Source organism: Pseudofrankia sp. DC12, from assembly GCF_000966285.1.
GTDB lineage: Bacteria > Actinomycetota > Actinomycetes > Frankiales > Frankiaceae > Pseudofrankia.
The window spans coordinates 6,469,021-6,486,626 of the sequence record NZ_KQ031391.1 but is presented as its reverse complement, the minus strand read 5'-3'; the positions used below and the strand labels follow the sequence as shown (position 1 = coordinate 6,486,626).

The following is a 17,606-nucleotide window of genomic DNA, read 5'->3' as shown; positions in this document are numbered from 1 at the left end:
ACGCGTGGCGAGGAGCGAGAGCGTCGGCCCGCTGCTGGTCGAGGTGACCCGCGGGCCAGTCGCCGAGAACAGGTACACGGCCCATGTCGTCGCCGTGTGCGACCAGAAGCTGGTCGCGTCCGCGGGAGATCCCGGCCTGGTCAACCCGATGCGGTCGACCGCCAAGCCGTTCATCGCCAGCGTCATCGCCGAGCACACCGGCGACGCGCTGAGCCAGGAGGAGCTGGCGCTGGTCTCCAGCTCACATAACGGCGAGAAGTACCACACGCGTCTTCTGCAGGCCATCCTGGGACGCCAGGGGCTCGACAAGGCCTGGCTGTGCTTCGGCAGCCACGCTGCCATCGAACCATCCGTCGAGTTCGAGCCACCCCTTCAGGGACCGCTCGTCGCGGGCCTGCAGAACAACTGCTCGGGCAAGCATGTCGGCCTCATGATCCTGGCGAAGGCGATGGGCCAGGATCCCGCCTCCTACGCCGATCCCACCGGTCCGGCCCTCGCCCTGGTGCGGACCAGGATGGAGAGCCTCGCCGGCTCGGTCCACTCGCCGGTCCTGGAAATGACTGACGGCTGCGGGGTGCCGACTTTCGGCCTGACTCTCGAGAACATGGCCCGGCTGTACTCACTGCTCGTCGGCTCCGCGACGCCGCCGTGGCTGCGGCTGGTTCAGGAATCCATGCTGCGGTATCCCTACGCGATCGCCGGCGAGGGCAGGATCGCGACGGCGATCCTGCGGACCGGCATCGTCGCGAAGGACGGCTTCGACGGCCTGTTCGCGCTTGCCTTCGAGCGGGCCGGTTCTCCCTGTGCGGTCATCGTCAAGGTGGATTCTGGCTCGGACCTTGTCGCGCGGGAAATCGCCGCCCGGATAGTCGAGATGCTGGTCGGTAAGAGCTTCGAACCAACGGACTACAACCGCTCCCGCGTGGTGAGAAACCAGCTCGGCACCCAGGTGGGCGAGATGACTCTCGACGACGGGGTACTGGAGCAGATCGTCTCGGCGCTCCCGGGCTGAGTAACCAGCTCAGTGTGGGCCGCCGCCGGCGATCGCCGACGGCCGAGCGGATCCTGACGGCCCCCGCACCGCCGCCCGGAAACACGCGGACGGTCACGGCGTTTCGTCAGCCAGCAGGGGGCCGGGCCGCCACTCCGCTGACGCCGGGCGGTGTCATCCCGCGTGGTCGAGCCGGGTGGCGCGGTCGTGGGCCTCGCGGGCGTCGAGCAGCTGGCTGCTGCTGCCAGCAGGCGGCGCGTCACGGTTCTTCGACAGGTACGCACAGGCGGACGAGGCGGCGGTACGACGGGCGCGCGGGCTGGCCGCGATGAAGAGCCTGTTCCTGATGCTGATGGGCCAGAACGGGGACCGCGGTCTGCCCGGCGGCAAGCCGAACTGGGGGCCCGCAGGCCGGTCGGCACTTGATCGTGCCTTGAAGGGCCTTTGACGTCGGCATAGATCGACTGGTGCCACCTCGTCCTCGGCTCCCTCGCCGGGAGCAACCGCATGTCCTCCGTCTACCCCGCGACGGTCAAGCCCTCATCGTGGCCCTCTGCGTCACCGGCTCGTTCGTCGTCGCCCTCGTGGCCGGCATCCTCGCCCACACCGACGGCGCCTCCCTGCCCGCCGCGGTGAAAGGCGGCGGAACCGCGTTCGCCCGCGCGATGAGGCTGGCCGTCGTCGTGGAGCGCTGTAGCCGCGCGGGCGGCACGCCGTCGCTGGCGACCGATGGATACCTGCGGCCCTCCGGGTACGGCGGTAGGCGGCTCAATGGACGCCGGGACGGTGCGGCCGACCGCCGGAGCGAGCGACATGGGGTTTTTCGATGGATGCCACCGGTACGTAACGTCGACGGCAGAGAGTCGGGGAGCCCCATGGTCGGACAGCCCCGCAGTCGCGGAGCCGCACGGTCGGTGGGCCCCGGATCGGGACGGAGGTGTGCCGGATGACGCAGGACCGCAGTGTCGACATGCGCCGCCACGTTCACCGGCACGCCTGGACGCGCGGACGGATCGCGCACGGCGCCTGACGGACGAGCGCCGTCGGCCCCAGCAGGCCCCGGCCCTCGGGCCGATCGGGTGCCGACTCGCGCCGACCCTGGTGCCACAGCTGGCACCCCCGCCGATCCTTCCGTCCCGCGCCCCTGCCGCGCGGCCCAGCTCCCTGCGAGGCAATCCCGTGACCGACCTCCTCACCGCGCCCGACGCGACGCTGATGCTGCGGCCCCGCCGGGGTCTGTGTGGCGATTCCGGCGCATCCGCAGGCGGAGATCCCCGCCCGGATGGCGTTGACGACCTTTCCCGCCGTAGAGCGGGCGCAGCGGCCCGAGAACCTGCCGCTCGACCCGCGCATCGAGGTCAACATCCCGGCCGACCGCAGCTCGGTCGCCTACCGGCGCGGCCTGCGCACGCTGGGCCTGAGCCACTTCTTCACCGCCTGACACCGCTCCACCCCCTGACACCGTGAACACCGAGGGAGGGCCCCGCGTGGACCCCAACACCAGCAGCGCCAACGGTCCCGTCACCGCGCTCGGCATCACACTGCCCGCCTGGGTGGACGAGGAGGTCAGCGCCGCCGGCGGCGTGCTGCCCGACGTCGAGGACCGGATGCGCCTCGTACACCGGCTCGCGGACCGCAACCACCGGGAGGGCCACGGCGGCCCGTTCGCCGCCGTCGTCGCGAGCCCCGACACCGGCGAGATCCACGCCGCCGGGGTCAACCTCGTCCTCGCCACCGGCCTGTCGTCGATGCACGCCGAGGTCGTCGCCCTGTCCTTCGCCCAGGCCCGTCTCGGGCGCTGGGACCTCAGCGCCGCCGGCACCCCCGTCGAGCTCGTCGTCAACTGGCGGCCCTGCGTCATGTGCTACGGGGCGACCATGTGGTCCGGCGTCCAACTGCTCACGATCGCCGGCGCCGGTGACGAGATCGAGACGCTGACCGGCTTCGACGAGGGCCCGATGCGCGACGACTGGGCCGACCAGTTCGCCCACCGCGGCATCACCGTGCGGACCGACATCCTGCGCGACGAGGCCCTGAAGGTCTTCGCCGACTACGGCAGCCGTCCGGACGTCGTCGTCTACAACGCCCGGCGCGGCGCCTAGCCGTCGTCCCCGACAAGGTCTGCCCCGCCAGGCCGCGGCCCGAGATCACGGACGGCGGCGGCCTAGGCGGGCAGGTCCTCGCCGAACTTCGTGTCCCAGCCGGCGGCGCGGACGGCGAAGAACGCCTGGCTCTCCCGGACGTGCCAGCGCCCGTCGCCGGCGAGGCCCGGCACGACCCGGCGGACCACGGGCCAGCCGGGATCGTCGACGTCGACGACGATGTCCGCGCAGCGCCCGCCCTGGTCGACGCGGAAGTACCTGCTGCGCAGGCGGACGACCATGTCCCACCCGAGCGAGGGGCCCGCGGCGGGACCGCCCACGATCAACACCGTCTCCGGGCTGGGCACGCCGGCGCCGCGCGATGCTCCCGCAGTGCCGGGGCGTCCCGCCAGCTCGGCGCCGACGAGCCGGTGGCACTCTCGGCCCACCTGGCGCACGCCGGCGGCGAGCCCGTCCGCGAACCTGCCGGCCAGGCCACCGTCGTCGACGCCGTCCATCAGCACCCGGCCCCCGCCGGCGGGCAGCAGGCCGGCGATCGTGCTCAGCACCGTCTCCCACCGCGTGGCCTGCTCGCCCGTCAGCACCGGCCGCCCAGGTACGCCTGCTTCGTCGTCACCCGCCACCAGGCCATGATGGCGCCGCAAGGACCACGACACAGCCGCACCCCAAGCCGCCTGTCGCCCCGGCCAGCCGTGCGGCGCGGGGCGGCAGGCGGGCGGCGTCACCGCTGGACGAGCAGGTCCGCAGGCGGCGGGCCGTAGCGGCCGCGCAGGAAGTCGGCCAGCGCCCGCAGCCGGGCCCGGACGTTCCAGTACGGGCCGCGCCGGGCCGGCAGGACCGCGCCCGTGGCGAGGTCGATCAGCGCGATGCAGAACCGGATGAACACGTGGTAGCGCCCGGAGTGCTCCCGCACGAGCAGCAGCGTGTTCCGCAGCTGCAGGTAGTCGATCACCGCGGCGGTCGAGCCGACGTAGGCGTTCTTCACCATGGCGCCGCGGACGAGCCCGGACTCCCAGCCCGCGTCCCGGGCCCGCAGCGCGAGGTCGGCCTCCTCGCAGTAGGCGAAGTAGCGCTCGTCGAAGATCCCGACCTCGTCGAGGCAGGCCCGTCGCGCGAACATCAGCGTGCCGTGCGGATGGCCGGCCTTCTCCCATCCGGAGTCGACGCTCGCGGGCACGAGGATCCCGCCGAAGTAGGGGTCGACGACGGGCGTCGTCCCGTCGCCGACGTCGGCGCAGGCCAGGCCCGCCCGTGGCTGCCCGGCGAGCACGCGCAGCATGTGGCTCAGGCAGGTGGGCTCGGGCAGCGCGTCGTGCGGCGCGAGCACCACCCATTCCCCGGCGTCCTGGTCGGCGAGGAACTTGCGGTAGCCGACGTTGGCGGCCGGCCCGAAACCGTGGTTCCCGCCGGTCAGCACGACGGCGACGTCGGCTGCCTCGACCGGCGGCATGACGGTGGATCCGTTGTCGACGATCGTGATCGCGACAGGAAGGTCCTGCGCGCGGAACGCGTCGATCGTGTCGACGAGGCGCTCCGGCTGGTTGCGGTGAACGATGACGACCGAGAGAGGCTGCACGAACCAAGTGCTACAGCAAAGGGTGGTCCGCGCGGAAACAGGGGGCGGTCCGCGCGGCGACGCGAGCCCGGCAGGCCGCGGTGAGGCGGCCCGCCGGGCCCGGCCGGGATGGCTGGGTGGGTGGGTGGGTGACGGTCAGGCCGCCGGGGACGGCGACGCGACGGCTGCCGCCGGACGAGCCGCCGCGGGGGCCTTCGCCTTCGCGGCGGCCCGCTCGGCCAGCGCGCCGAACGCGAGGCCGATCGTCGCCCACATAATCATCTGGGCGATCACCGAGTAGAGCCGGAACTTGAACAGCACATCCGCGGGGAACCCCGGATAGACGATCTTGCCGTCCGGTCCGAGCAGCGGCTGCGGGGTCTCGGTCGCGTGCTTGCCGTACTGGGCCTCGTTCAGCGGGAAATGCCCCAGCGCCGGCAGCAACGCCATCGCCACCGAGATCACCACGACAAACCCGAACGCCGCGAGAAGGCTCGCGTTCCAGGCCCCGAAACGCCCGGCGAGCCGGTAGCCAGCGACCACGGCGAGGATAAGCGCGACAATCGAGATGCCAACCATCGCCAGATAGACCGCACTGCGGTCGCCGATCGTCTCGGAGTGGCCGATCGCGGGCGGGTTGGCCGGGTACTTCACGAACGGCACCAGGTAGACGCCGACGAAACCAGCCGCCGCGACGAGAGCCGCGAGCACCCGTGGCCGAAGCCCCGGGAAACGGCGCGACAGCATCAGGTAGGCCACGACGAACAGGCCACCCATCGCCAGCCCGAACAGGACCATCCCGGTGGCGATACCGAAGTTGCGCTGGACCGACCGGCTGAAGATCTCCGCGTCCCCGGCGCTGACCGGCAGGCCGGCCGCCTTGTCCAGCGCGGCCTGGGCCTCGTCACGGCCCGACTCGTAGTCGATCGCGCTCTGGATGAACGGCTCGGCGAAGATCCGCGCGAACACGAATGCCAGCAGCCCGCCGAAGGCGCCGACAACGAGCGCACGATAGATGAAACGTGATTCCATCGTGGCTCCCGCCGCTCAGTGGCAGGGGAAGCCGAGGAAGTGCCGCGAGTCGTGGACGAACTCGTGGATGTGGCTGTCCTGACCAAACAGCGACGTCGCGCCCTGGTCGACGCCGATGAAGTAGTAGAGCAGCAGCGAGAGAATCAGGACTCCCCCAAGCCACAGCGCTCGCGCCGTGATCGGTGAGGAAATCGACTGGCCATACGCCTCGGTGCCGGGCGCAGCAGTACTCACGGTAGCCCCCTTCGGGATCACGCGTCCCTGAACAATCGGACTCGGCCGGCAGGTGGGTCTGACTCCCGAGCGGCCACCCCGACGGGCGGGGAAAGCTCGGTCACAGTGGCGCGACCGCGCCGGACTCACACCGGCTTCCACCTACAGATCGCGTTCGCAGTGTGCGGGGGTTACCAGAAACTGTCAACGTTCTGCCGATCAGCTCACATCACCGGCGACCGGCCCCGGCCTGCGCGAGGCCCGGCGGGCGGGCGTCGGACCGCCTCCCGGTGTCAGGCGGGAGGCGGACCGGCGAGCTCCGCCGCCACCGCGTATGGCAGGTGGCGTGGCCAGACCAGCAGGCCGCGCGCCAGCGACCGGACACCCGGCCGCCACGGCGTCAGCTGGTCCACGCAGTACCGCCAGGCGCTCACCTCGTCGCCGGCGAACGGGCTGGCGCCCAGGCCGGCCCGGAAGCGCCGGGCGTCGCCGCCGTCGTCCCGCCACGACGCCAGGAAGGACCGGACGTCGGCGTCGGACGACAGCAGCGTCCAGCGCCGCAGCCCCTCCCCGACCCGTCCGCCGGCGGCGATCACGAACGCGTCCGGGCCGCCACCGGTGATCGAGTGCACCCGCCCGTAGCTTCGCGCGCCGGCCCGGATCGAGGCCGAGCTGAACCGGGCGGCGACGGCGAGCACCGCGACCGCGTGCCCCGCCTCGTGCCAGGCCGTGGTCACCGCCTCGGCCCGGGCGGGGGCGTACGTCCCGGCGAGCCCGCCCTCGTAGCGCTGCCGGATCCAGGTGTCGTGGACCAGCGACTCGTCGTCGTAGCGCACCAGCCGCGCCAGCTCGTCCCGGACGGCTTCCAGGGTCCGGCGCTCCCCGGGGGTCACCCCGCAGCCATGATGTCCCGCGCCGCGGCCGCGTCCTCGACAACCAGCATCCGCATGACGACACGATAGAGCCGCGGCCAGGAGGCCCGACCGCGAGCCGGCGGTCGGCTCAGCCCACCCAGACGGTCTTCTGGTTGCAGAACTCCCGGATGCCGACGGCGCCCAGCTCACGCCCGTAGCCGGAGCGGCGGACCCCGCCGAACGGGAGCTCCGGGTACGAGGTCGTCATGCCGTTGATGAAGACCGCGCCGGCGACCAGCTCGTTCGCGAACCGCTCCTGCTCGGCCGGGTCCGTCGTCCAGGCGTTCGAGCTGAGCCCGAACGAGGTGGCGTTGGCGATCTCCAGGGCCGTGTCGAGGTCCGGCGCCCGGTAGAGGGCCGCGAGCGGCCCGAACGTCTCCTCCAGGTAGAGCCGCATGGCGGGAGTGACCTCGGCGACGACCGTCGGGGGGAAGAACCAGCCCGGCCCAGCGGGCGCCTTGCCGCCGCACAGCACGGAGGCGCCCTTGGCGACGGCGTCGTCGAGCAGCTCCTCCAGGTCGACCCGGCCCTGCTCGGTCGCGACCGGGCCGACGTCGACACCGTCGGTCATGGGATCGCCAACCGTCAGCGCGGCCATCTTCTCGGTGAACAGCCGGGCGAACTCGTCGTAGACGGCGTCGTGGACGATGAACCGCTTCGCGGCGATGCAGGACTGGCCGTTGTTCTGGCAGCGGGCCGTCACGGCGACCGTCGCCGCCCGCTCCAGGTCGGCCGACGGCATGACCACGAACGGGTCGCTGCCGCCGAGCTCCAGCACGGTCTTCTTGATCTCGTCGCCGCAGATCGCGGCGACCGACTGGCCGGCCGGCTCGCTGCCGGTCACCGCCGCGCCGGCCACCCGCGGGTCGCGCAGCACGGACTCCACCTGGCCGGCGCCGATCAGCAGTGTCTGGAAGGCGCCGCGGGGGAAGCCGGCCCGCAGGAAGAGGTCCTCCAGGTAGAGCGCGCACTGCGGGACGTTGGAGGCGTGCTTGAGCAGGCCGACGTTGCCGGCCATCAGCGCGGGCGCGGCGAACCGGGTGACCTGCCAGAGCGGGAAGTTCCACGGCATCACGGCGAGCACCGGGCCGATCGGCTGGTAGCGCGCGTACGCCCGGCTCGCGCCGACGACGGACGGGTCGTCCAGCGGCTCGTCCGCGAGGAAGGCCTCCGCGTGCTCGGCGTAGAAGCGCATCGCCTTGGCGCACTTGGCAGCCTCGGCCGCGGCGGAGGCGACCGTCTTGCCCATCTCGGCCGTCATCGTGACAGCGATGTCACCCCGCCCGGCGTCGAGCAGGTCGGCCGCCGCGCGCATCAGGGCGGCGCGTCCGGCGAACGTCGTGCGCCGGTAGCTGGCGAACGTTGCGGCCGCCAGCGCCAGCCTGCTGTCGATCTCGTCGGCGTCCAGCGCGTCGAAGGTCTTCAGGACGGCGCCGGTCGCTGGGTTGATGCTCTGGATCGCCATGCCACTCTCTCCTTGAAGGCCTAGATGCGCCGTCCAGTACCCGGGGTCGTCGTGACAAAGCCGGGTTGGAGCCGATCTTGCGAGGAAAGCCGGAGTCGAGCCGATCCTTCCCCCCGGCGGACCGTAGCATCCGGAGCGAACGCTCGCTACAAACTCGTGGCCGCCCCGGCCCGCTCCCAGCCTTCTAGTAGGCTCTTCCGTTCCGGCTCCGGCACCTCGAGTGATGAGCACCTGCTCATTTGTCGAGCGGAACGGGTCGCGGGCAAGCCCCAGCCCGGACGCGGCCGGGCGGTGCCGGGCGGTGCCGGGCGCTCAGTGGCGGGTGAACTGGGTGTTGGTCGTCTGCACCGCGCCGGGCGTCAGGTTGACCGTGGCGACGATCTGCTGGCCGTACAGGTCGGTGACCCGCACGGTGAACGGGCCGGCCCCGAAGCCCTCGGACTCGAAGTAGTTGTACATCTGGCGCTCCACCGCGACCCACTGGCCGCCGCGCTGGATCTCCAGGGACACGACCGGGTTGCGGTGGTTACGGACCTGGAGCGACACCCACCACTGGGAGGACTCCTTCTTGACCTGGAACTCGAGCGGGCCGATGTCGGCCGGGCTCACCAGCCGCCAGGTGACCTTGTCGAGCCCGCCCTGGGCGCCGCCCGCGATCCGGTCGAACGCCTGCTGGCTGAGGTCGAGAGCGCCGGCGGGGCACTCGGGGCACCGGTCGACGACCTTCACGACGGTGCTCCCGCCCGGCCCCGTCACCTCAAGGTAGGCGCCACAGGAACGGGCGTTGTCGTAGTCCACCTCGTTCATCGCGACCACCTGCATGGCGGAGTCGCTCGACCCGAGCAGGCAGTTGCCGTCGCCGCTGCCGGCGTCGTGCTCCGTCGCCCGGCCGGAGTAGACGGCGCCGGGCCGAATCCGGCCGGCGGCCACCGGCACGCGAGGCGGGGCCGGGGCGCTGCTGGTACTGGCCGGGACCGCCGTGGAGGGGCCCGGCGACCCGGACGGCACCGGTGGCGTCGTGCTCGCCGGAACGGTTGGGGTCGCGGACGGGCTGGCCGACGGAGTGAGGGTGGCGGCCAGCGCGTCCACGACCGCGAACCGGGTCGGGAAGGCTGCCGCGGCCATGCTCGGGGCGGGCTCGGGCGTTCCGGTGCTCGTCACGGAACCGCAGCCCACGAGCGCGAGGACGGCGACCGCGAGCGTGGCCACAACGGGCGCGGCCCGGTGTTTCGCGGCGCGGAAAGGCCAGCTCAGGGACACCAGAGCACCCTCCTGGCCGGAACAACGCGGTCCTACCACTCGCCAGCAGACGCTAGCTCGTGACGATCGCCGGCCGGCCGGCAGGGCGCGAGCCTTGCAATTCATGGCGAAACGTTGTGCGCCGATGGACCGGCCGGTGGCCGGGACGCGGCCGCCGGCGGTGCCGGGGCCTCGCTCCGGGCGCCGCTCGCGCGATACCATCCGGGCACTCGCGGAGCGCGACCAAGTGGCGGGGCACACGGTCGACGTGCATGATCTGGAGAACCTCCAGCGCGGCACCCGATCTCGGGGGCGGGTCGCCGGGGCTCCCATCGACGACGGCGACGCGGATCCGAGTCGCGAACCTCGGCCGGACCTTCCCTCTGGAGGCGGCACATGGGGGTCTCTGGTGGTCCAGCCCGACGGACGACCGCCGTGATCGCGGCGATGGTGGTCGGCTTACCCGGCGCGCTGGCCGGCTGCGGGCTGGCTCGCGAAGGACGGTGTGCCGGTCACCGGCACCGCCACCAGCGCGGCCTGGAGCGACTACCCCAACCTCTTTCACTCCGGCAGCCTGTTCGACAAGGTCGGGACCACCGTGTTCGGGGACTTCGTGAGGGCGCAGGACGGCAGGCGGGCCCTGATCGTCGTCGACCCGAACGTGCCGACGTCCAGCAGCCTCGCGGGGCAGCTGGTCCCGAGCCTGGCGAGCCGGGGAATCGAGCTCGCGGGCGAGGTGACCTTCACCGAAGGGGCCACCAGCGCGGCCCTGGTCGCTGACCAGCTGAAGAAGTCCGGCGCCAACACCCTGATCGGGGCGGCCCAGCCCGGCCCCTTCATCGACATTTACGCGCAGACGAAAGCCCTCCGCGTCAAGCTGAACGTGGCTCTGAACTCCAGCGGGACCAGCCCCAGCCTGGTCGCCCAGCGCGGCGCCGACATGGCCGGGAGGACGATCATGTCGCCGGTCGCCGCGCACGGCTCCCCGGCGCGGGCCGCTACCAGAAGGCGATGAGCATCTACGCCCCCGTGGTGGAGGACCCGTCGGACGAGCTCGCCATCGGCGGCTACGTGGGCGCTGACGAGATGATCGAGGGGCTGCGCCTCGCCGGGCCCTGCCCGACCCGCCAGTCCTTCATCGACAGCCTGCGGAAGGTGACCGCCTACTCGGCCGCCGGCCTGGTCTCCCCGGTCGACCTCGCCGAGCCGAAGCAGCCGATGCTGTGCCAGAACTTCCGCGACGTCGACCCCGCCGGCCACAGCCTCGTCCCCGTGCCGCCGCCCGCCGCGCTCGCCCACGACGGCTACTGGTGCGGCGTCGCGCTCGTGTGAGGCCACGCCCGGCCGCCACGCCCGGGTTCGCCGCGGGCACGTAGGGGGTAGCAGCGTCCCGTGACGATCGTTTCACCCACCTCCCGGGCCGGCCCGGTCGCGTTCGTGATCGGCGGCGGCGGTGTGCTCGGTGCCGCCGAGGTCGGCATGCTGGGCGCGTTGCTGGAGGCCGGCTGCCGGCCCGACCTGATCGTCGGGACGTCGGTCGGGGCCATCAACGGCGCGGCGGTCGCCGCCGACCCCACGCCCACCGCGATCGGGCGGCTGACCGAGCTGTGGTCGGACCTGGGCAGCTCCGACGTGTTCGCGGGCGGCCCGGCGAAACGCCTCGCGACGGTGGTGCAGCACGGCTACCTGCACTCGAACGCGCCGCTGCGCCACCTGTTGCAGGAGCATCTGGCCGCCACGTTCGAGGAGCTGCCGGTGCGCTTCGGGTGCGTGGCGGCCAGCATCGAGCGCGCGGCGGCGCGCTGGTTCGGCGCGGGGCAGCCGGACGAGGCGGTGCCGCTGGTCGACGCGGTCCTGGCCTCCTGCGCCGTGCCAGCCCTGCTCCCGCCGGTGAAGATCGGCGACGAGCACTACGTGGACGGGGGTCTCGTCGAGAGCACCCCCGTCGGGCGGGCCGTGGCCCTCGGCGCGCGGACGGTCTACGTGCTGCACGTCGGGCGGATCGAGCGGCCGCTGCGGCCGGGACGCTGGCCGTGGGAGGCGGGGCTGGTCGCGTTCGAGATCGCCCGGCGCCGCGGGTTCACCGACGCGGTGGCGGCCCTGCCGGCGGGGGTGACGGTGCACGTCCTGCCGGTCGGCGACGGGAACGCGGCACCGCTGCTGGGCCTGCGCTACCGGTCCGCCGCCGGCGTGCGCCGCAGGATCGAGCGGGCGCACGAGGCCACCGCCGGGTACCTCGAACGGGTCACCAGCGGGGCCCCGACCGACCCGCCCCGCGGGACCGAACCGGCCGGCCCGGAGGGTGGCGTCGCCGCGGCCCGCGGGGCGCACGGGAACGCCGGCGACGCGACCGCCAGACCCGCCGGGTCGGGCCGGCGGGGCGGCGCCAGGTGAGGGTGCCGCCCCGCCTCGTCCGTCGGCTCGTCATCGACCCGGCGTTCATCCCCATCGCGGTCGCGGGCGCCGGTCTCGGCGTCGTCGTGACGCTGCTGGGGCTGGTCGGCGCGCCGGTCGACCGGCGGCTGCGGCTGAGCAGGGTCGCGGCGCTCGCCGCGGCCTACCTGCTCGCCGAGGCCGCTGTGATCGTCGCCGGGTTCGGGCTGTGGCTGGCCCGGCCGCTCCTGCGGCCGCGGTGGGACCAGGCCCATCTCGCGCTGTTGCGGGCCATGCTCGGGATGCTGCGATCGGCGGCCGGGCGGCTGCTGCGGTTCCGGGTCGCCGTCCATGAGCCGCCCGCGGGGACGGTCCCCTGCGGCGGCGGGCCGGTGCTCGTGGCCAGCCGGCACGCCGGCGCCGGCGACTCGTTCGCGCTCGTCGACCTCGTGCTCAACCGGTACCGGCGGGCCCCCCGGGTGGTCGGGCTGGCGAGCCTGCAGCTCGACCCGGGGATCGACATCCTGCTCGGCCGGCTCGGGGCCTGCTTCGTGCGCACGGACGGCGCCGACCCGACGGCGATCGCCCGGGTGCACGCGCTCGCGGCCGGGCTGACCGGCGCGGACGCCCTGGTCATCTTCCCGGAGGGGGCGAAATTCACCGCCCGGCGCCGCCGCCGCGTCATCGTCGGCCTGCGCCGCCGCGGGCACACCGCGCGGGCACGGGTCGCCGAGGACCTCGCGCACGTGCTCCCGCCGCGGCCGGCCGGGGTGCTCGCCGTGCTTGACGCGCGGACCGTCGCGGGGACGGCTGTGGTTGCCCACACCGGCCTGGACGAGCTCGTCACCCCGGGCCAGATCTGGCGGGCGCTGCCACTGGCCGACCCGATGCAGGTCCGTTGGTGGTGGTTCCCCTCCCCCGAGCTGCCCGCGCCCGGAACGGACCGCGCGGACTGGCTGACCATGCAGTGGGCGGTCGTCGACGCCTGGATCGACGCGCAGGGCCCCGGCGCGGCCGATCCGGACGAGCCCGCCTACCAGGCCTGAGGAACGGTCCGGTCAGCCGGCGTGGCAGCAGACCTCCAGCTCCATCCCGTCCGGGTCACGGAAGAACAGCGACCACTCCGACCCGAGCCGCTGGATCTCCCCGATGTCCGCGCCCAGCTCGCGCAGCCGGTCGCGGGTGGCCTCCAGACTCGCCAGCGAGTCGACGGCCAGGCCGAAATGGTCGATCGGGCCGCGGCCTCCCTGGCGGCGCCGGTCCCCGACGATGTCCTCGGCCGACACCTCGAAGACGTTGAGAGCGGAGCCCCCGCCGAGGTCGATGATCACCATCCGAGGGTGGTCCTCGCGCGCGGCCATCTCGAACGTCGTCTCGGCGCCGAACGCGTCGATATAGAACTTCACGAGCCTGTCGAGGTCGGCGGTCATGGTGGCGATGTGGTTGAGCCCAGTGGTGAACGGCACCTGTGCCTCGATTCGGTCTGCGTGCCAAATCCTGATGTTGTGACGGTAAGACCTCCAGCCGCCTTGAGGTCAATCCCCGGATCGGCGCGGGCCGGCGTTGCCGGATCCGGCCCGGCGCCGCCTGGCCGCGAACCTGACGGCCAGCACCAGAGCGGCACCCGCCGCGAGCAGCGCCGGCACGAGCCCGGCGACGGCCGAGGCCACCGGCTCGGACCGGGCCCGCTCGCCGGCGTCGGCACCGGCCACGCTGGTTGGCCGGGCCGGCCCGGTCCCCGCGGCAGAGCCGGCCGCATCACCGCGCCGGCGGCAGCGTGTCACCTACCAGGAGAACGGGCCGATCGTCTACCCGGACGGTGCGCCTGACGTCGAGACCTACGACGAGGTCCCGGCGAACCGCGCCACGCGGTTCCGCCGCCGGGTGACCACCACCAACTACCGCCCGAGGCCCTGAGCCGGCTGCACCAGGCTCCAGGCTCCGACGGCCCCGGGCCGCGACCCGGGCCGGCGGGTTGGCGCCGGCGGCCGACACCGACCATCGGCACGGCAGGGAGCGCTGGTGCGGCCGCCGCCCACCGCCGGCAGCGGTAGGGCGACGGCCGGCGGCGTGTCCTGTGCGCATCGTGACCGGCCTGCTCAGCCGCTGCGAGGCGGTCCGACCGGCCCCCGCCGAGGGCCGGTACGCGCCGCCGCCGATCGAGCTCAACCCCGGTGAATCGGTGTACGGTCGGATTCCACGTGATCGACGGACCCGCCAGCGCACCAACCCAGGGGATGGACTGTGACCGCCCGAGCGAACAGGTTCCGCGGCGGACCTCCGACGGGGGCGAGCGAGGCCTAGCGACCGTGGAGAGCTCGGCCGCCGCGGACGGGGAGATCCTCGTCGATGTCTGCATCGACGAGGACAGCGACACGCGAGCCGTGTCACGCTCGCGACGGCTGGTCTCGGCGACACTGTCCGGTGCCGAGCCACGGTTACGCGCCCTGCAGACCGACGTGGCCCTCGTCGCCGGCGAGCTGCTGACCAACGCCCTGCTGCACGGCGCGGCCCCGGTCACAATGCGGCTGCTGACCAGCCGCGCCGGGCTTCGGCTGGAGGTCGCGGACGCGAGCCCGGTCGCGCCACTGCGCGGCCGCGCCGGCTCCGAATCCCTCACCGGGCGCGGAATCCTGATCCTGGACGCGGTGGCGACGCGCTGGGGAACCACGGCCGACGGCGGCGGGAAGGTGATCTGGGTCGAGTTCGCCGCCGCCGCGGGCGCCGCCGCGCCCGTTCGCCGTCTTCGGGCGGACGCCGCGGCGGCGCCCGGCCTGACGCCGGTCGACCAGACGACCGGTCCGGCCGACGGCGATCCCGACGCGGCCGGCCCGGCGCAGGCGGGGCCCGATGCCAGCCCGGAGCAGCGCTTCCTGGTCCGGCTCGGGGACGTCCCGACCGACCTGCTGCTGGCCGCGAAGGGCCACGTCGACAACCTCGTCCGCGAGTTCACCCTGGCCTCCCGCGGCGCGACTAGCGGTGAGACCGCGGCCGTCCCGCCGCGACTGACCCAGCTGATCTTCGTGGTCGCCACCACGTTCGTCGAGCCGCGCCAGGCGATCCGCCGCCAGGCGCTGACCGCGGCCGCGTCAGGTCGGCCGCGCACCTCCCTGGAACTGGTGCTGCCCGTCGCGGCGGCGGACGCGGCCGAGGAGTACCTGGAGGCGATCGACCGGGCGGACGAGTACGCCAGGGCCGCCCGGCTGCTGACTGTGGAGACCCCGCCGACGCACCGCGCGTTCCGCCACTGGTACATCTCCTCGCTGGTCACCCAGCTGCGCGCCGCCGGCAGCGGGGAGCCGCCGCCGGCGCCACCCACCTTCGAGGAGTTCCTGCTCGGCGCCCTGACGGAGGCGTCCGCCGCCCGGCGCGCCGCGGAGCGCGGCTCCAGCCTGCAGGTGGTCACCGCGGCCCTCGCGTCGACGACCCGCCCGGAGCAGGTCGCCGAGGTGGTCCTGACCGAGGGGGTCGCCGCGCTCGGCGCGAGCGGCGGCAGCCTGCTGGTACCGCATGGCCCCGACCTGTTCGCCGTGCCGGGCGCCGTCGGTTACCCACGCGAGCTGGTCGCCCAGCTGCAGGCCGAGCGGCGCGACGCGGCGCTGCCGGCCGCCGAGGCGATCCGCGCGGGCGAGGCGGTCTGGCTGGAGTCCGTCCACGAGACGCAGGAGCGCTATCCGCAGCTACGCGAGCTGGAGCCGGGCACCGTGTCGCTGTGCGCGCTGCCGATGTCGGCCGGCGGCGAGGTGCTCGGCGCTCTGCGGTTCTCGTTCGACTACCCGCACCTGTTCGGCCCGCAGGACCGCGTCTTCGCCGAGACGCTCGCCGCGCAGTGCGCGCTGGCGCTGGAGCGGGCCAGGCTGTTCGCGGCCGAGCGGGAAGCCCGGGCGCGGATGAGCTTTCTCGCGACGGCGACCAAGCGGCTGACCGCCCGGCTCGACGAGGGCGAGACGCTGCGCCAGCTGGTCCGGCTCGTCGTCCCCGACCTCGCCGACTACGCGGCCGTCTACCTGGAGGAGCCGGACACCCAGCCTTGGCTGGCGGCCGAGACCGGCACCGGCGCCGGGGACGGCGGGCCACGGCCGCTGGATCCGGGGCAGGCTCCGGCGATGCGCCTCGCGGCGCGGCGCGGCACGGCCGTCACCGTGGGGGGAGTCGCCGCGGCCGCGTCCGGCCGCCCCGCCGAGCCCAGTACCGATCTCGGCGCCGCCTCGCCGCAGGCGCCGGGGGTGCTGGCCGTTCCGCTGCGGATCGGCGGCGCGACCGTCGCCGTACTCGGGCTGCGCCGGTCGGCGGGGTTCCCCGCCGACGACGTGAGCCTGGCCGGGGACGTCGCCGACCGGGCCGCCGTGGCGCTCGTGCACGCCCGGCAGTACCGGCAGGAGCGCCGGACCGCGCTGACGCTGCAGCGCATCCTGCTGCCCCAGCGGCTGCCGCTGGTCGACGGCGTGGAGTTCGCCTGGCGCTACCTTCCCGCCGGCGCCGACTCGCTCGTCGGAGGCGACTGGTACGACGTGCTGCCCCTGGAGGACGGCACGATCGCGCTGGTGATCGGAGACGTGATGGGACGCGGCATCCAGGCGGCCGCGACGATGGGCCAGCTGCGCGCGTTCGCCCGGGCGAACGCGACAGCCGGGCTGCCGGCCGAGACGGTCCTGCTCCAGCTGGACGCCGCGGTAGGCCGGCTCGAACAGGAGCAGATCACCACCGTGGCGATGGCGGTCCTGGACCCGGCGGCCCGCGAGCTTCGGGTCGCCTCCGCCGGCCATCTGCCTCCGCTGGTGCTGCCGCCGCACGGCGAGCCGCGTTTCGTGACGGTCGAGCCGGGGCCACCGCTGGGCGCCGGCGCCGCCGGGACGACGTACTCCGAGACAGTGGTGCCGTTCGACCCGGGCAGCAGCCTGCTGCTGTACACCGACGGCCTGGTCGAGGACCGGGACCGCTCGGCCGACGAGGGAATGGCCCTGCTGCGGACCGCCGCCGCCGGAGCGGCCGGGCCCGAGGACCTGTGCGAGCGGGCGGTGGCCGCCCTCACCCGAGGCAGCCACGACGACACCGCCCTGCTCGCCGTCTCCCTCACGGCCTAGCTTTCGGCCGGCCTCAACAGGCCCACACCGCGCCGCCCGCGCCGGCCGCCGCCCGGAGCCGGTGATGTCCAACCCTTGGGGAGGCGGACGAGCCGGTGGCCGTCACGCCCGCGGGCGACGAACCTCTGGTCGTCCCGCCGGTGGAGGAGCCCGTCGACAGGGACGACCAGGTGGCCACGCCGGCCGCATCCGACACCGGCGTCCACGGCGTGGACCCGATCGAGGCGGATCCGATCGAGGCGACGGCCTCGGCCCCGCTCGACTCGCCGTCCGGCACGGAGTACGCCCCCGGCGGGAGCCACGTGGACGAGCCGGCCGCTGACGACCTCATCGCCGATCCCCCGGGCGGCACAACAGACGCCGGAGCGACCGCTCGCCCCCTGATCGGCGGCCAGTCCCAACCGAATCGAAGCTGCGTGTAATTAGCCAGCAGGATCTCTGGTGGCTGCGAAACAGCCCTAGCTACGACCATCCGGTGGGTCGAAAAAGCGATCATGAGGGCGCGGGGACCGGGCCAACCTTGTCGGCGGCGGCTCTGGCGCCCCACGCCGAACGGCCGGCGGGGCGCGCCGGGTCATGTGCGCGCCTCGCCGGCCTGATCGCGGGACGGCCCGGTGCCCCCCGGCACCGGGCCGCGC

At 73.8% G+C, this 17,606-nt stretch carries 19 protein-coding genes; 11 read left to right on the top strand and 8 right to left on the bottom strand.

Annotated elements, in window-relative coordinates:
* The first annotated feature begins 4 nt into the window (after window positions 1-4).
* The 4 genes from FRADC12_RS26250 (at window position 5) to FRADC12_RS26230 (ending at window position 3,093) form a co-directional block, all read left to right on the top strand.
* A complete protein-coding gene (locus tag FRADC12_RS26250; protein ID WP_045878616.1) occupies window positions 5-1,012 on the top strand; it encodes an asparaginase in 1,008 nt (335 codons plus the stop codon).
* Between the two features lie 175 nt (window positions 1,013-1,187).
* Window positions 1,188-1,439 carry a hypothetical protein gene (locus FRADC12_RS26245; RefSeq protein WP_232304057.1) on the top strand — a complete coding sequence of 84 codons (252 nt, stop codon included), beginning with the start codon at window positions 1,188-1,190 and terminating at the stop codon, window positions 1,437-1,439.
* Between the two features lie 792 nt (window positions 1,440-2,231).
* Complete coding sequence (locus FRADC12_RS34100; protein WP_045878614.1) at window positions 2,232-2,432, top strand: hypothetical protein; 201 nt, start codon at window positions 2,232-2,234, stop codon at window positions 2,430-2,432.
* 46 nt (window positions 2,433-2,478) lie between these two features.
* On the top strand, window positions 2,479-3,093 hold the full coding sequence (locus tag FRADC12_RS26230) for a nucleoside deaminase (RefSeq protein ID WP_045878613.1): 615 nt from the start codon (window positions 2,479-2,481) through the stop codon (window positions 3,091-3,093).
* Between the two features lie 62 nt (window positions 3,094-3,155).
* Here FRADC12_RS26230 and FRADC12_RS26225 read toward each other — a convergent pair whose 3' ends face one another.
* The 7 genes from FRADC12_RS26225 to FRADC12_RS26195 form a co-directional block, all read right to left on the bottom strand.
* Entirely contained in the window at window positions 3,156-3,716 is a 561-nt protein-coding gene (locus FRADC12_RS26225; protein WP_157489060.1) for a hypothetical protein, read from the bottom strand.
* A 98-nt stretch (window positions 3,717-3,814) separates the two neighbouring features.
* A complete protein-coding gene (locus tag FRADC12_RS26220; protein ID WP_045878611.1) occupies window positions 3,815-4,669 on the bottom strand; it encodes a glycosyltransferase in 855 nt (284 codons plus the stop codon).
* 135 nt (window positions 4,670-4,804) lie between these two features.
* Complete coding sequence (locus FRADC12_RS26215) at window positions 4,805-5,680, bottom strand: CbtA family protein (protein ID WP_045878610.1); 876 nt, start codon at window positions 5,678-5,680, stop codon at window positions 4,805-4,807.
* A gap of 15 nt (window positions 5,681-5,695) precedes the next feature.
* Window positions 5,696-5,914 carry a CbtB domain-containing protein gene (locus tag FRADC12_RS26210; protein ID WP_084011423.1) on the bottom strand — a complete coding sequence of 73 codons (219 nt, stop codon included), beginning with the start codon at window positions 5,912-5,914 and terminating at the stop codon, window positions 5,696-5,698.
* A 272-nt stretch (window positions 5,915-6,186) separates the two neighbouring features.
* A complete protein-coding gene (locus FRADC12_RS26205; protein ID WP_045878608.1) occupies window positions 6,187-6,786 on the bottom strand; it encodes a hypothetical protein in 600 nt (199 codons plus the stop codon).
* Between the two features lie 109 nt (window positions 6,787-6,895).
* Window positions 6,896-8,272, bottom strand: a complete 1,377-nt coding sequence (locus FRADC12_RS26200; RefSeq protein WP_045878607.1) for an NADP-dependent succinic semialdehyde dehydrogenase — start codon at window positions 8,270-8,272, stop codon at window positions 6,896-6,898.
* A 312-nt stretch (window positions 8,273-8,584) separates the two neighbouring features.
* Window positions 8,585-9,532 carry an expansin EXLX1 family cellulose-binding protein gene (locus tag FRADC12_RS26195; RefSeq protein ID WP_045878606.1) on the bottom strand — a complete coding sequence of 316 codons (948 nt, stop codon included), beginning with the start codon at window positions 9,530-9,532 and terminating at the stop codon, window positions 8,585-8,587.
* Window positions 9,533-10,016: 484 nt separating this feature from the next.
* Here FRADC12_RS26195 and FRADC12_RS33600 point away from each other — a divergent pair, with 484 nt between their 5' ends.
* The 4 genes from FRADC12_RS33600 to FRADC12_RS26180 are packed head-to-tail and all read left to right on the top strand — an operon-like array spanning window position 10,017 to window position 12,930.
* Complete coding sequence (locus tag FRADC12_RS33600) at window positions 10,017-10,526, top strand: ABC transporter substrate-binding protein (protein ID WP_052711199.1); 510 nt, start codon at window positions 10,017-10,019, stop codon at window positions 10,524-10,526.
* Window positions 10,523-10,843 carry a type 1 periplasmic-binding domain-containing protein gene (locus tag FRADC12_RS33595; protein ID WP_052711198.1) on the top strand — a complete coding sequence of 107 codons (321 nt, stop codon included), beginning with the start codon at window positions 10,523-10,525 and terminating at the stop codon, window positions 10,841-10,843. Before FRADC12_RS33600 ends, FRADC12_RS33595 begins: the two co-directional genes overlap by 4 nt.
* Window positions 10,844-10,903: 60 nt before the next feature.
* Complete coding sequence (locus tag FRADC12_RS26185) at window positions 10,904-11,905, top strand: patatin-like phospholipase family protein (protein WP_045878605.1); 1,002 nt, start codon at window positions 10,904-10,906, stop codon at window positions 11,903-11,905.
* Window positions 11,902-12,930 (top strand): 1-acyl-sn-glycerol-3-phosphate acyltransferase, encoded by a 1,029-nt coding sequence (locus FRADC12_RS26180; protein ID WP_045878604.1) that lies wholly within the window; start codon window positions 11,902-11,904, stop codon window positions 12,928-12,930. Before FRADC12_RS26185 ends, FRADC12_RS26180 begins: the two co-directional genes overlap by 4 nt.
* A 12-nt stretch (window positions 12,931-12,942) precedes the next feature.
* Here the strand turns inward: FRADC12_RS26180 and FRADC12_RS26175 are convergent, their stop codons facing one another.
* The gene (locus FRADC12_RS26175; protein ID WP_045878603.1) at window positions 12,943-13,350 is read right to left on the bottom strand and encodes a VOC family protein; all 408 of its coding nucleotides are present in this window, start codon (window positions 13,348-13,350) and stop codon (window positions 12,943-12,945) included.
* A 97-nt stretch (window positions 13,351-13,447) separates the two neighbouring features.
* Here FRADC12_RS26175 and FRADC12_RS26170 point away from each other — a divergent pair, with 97 nt between their 5' ends.
* The 3 genes from FRADC12_RS26170 (at window position 13,448) to FRADC12_RS26160 (ending at window position 17,390) form a co-directional block, all read left to right on the top strand.
* On the top strand, window positions 13,448-13,801 hold the full coding sequence (locus FRADC12_RS26170; RefSeq protein WP_045878602.1) for a hypothetical protein: 354 nt from the start codon (window positions 13,448-13,450) through the stop codon (window positions 13,799-13,801).
* Window positions 13,802-14,193: 392 nt separating this feature from the next.
* Window positions 14,194-16,968: a SpoIIE family protein phosphatase gene (locus FRADC12_RS26165; protein ID WP_045880263.1), complete on the top strand. Its 2,775-nt coding sequence runs from the start codon at window positions 14,194-14,196 to the stop codon at window positions 16,966-16,968.
* 95 nt (window positions 16,969-17,063) lie between these two features.
* Entirely contained in the window at window positions 17,064-17,390 is a 327-nt protein-coding gene (locus tag FRADC12_RS26160; RefSeq protein WP_045878601.1) for a hypothetical protein, read from the top strand.
* The last annotated feature ends 216 nt before the right edge of the window (window positions 17,391-17,606 follow it).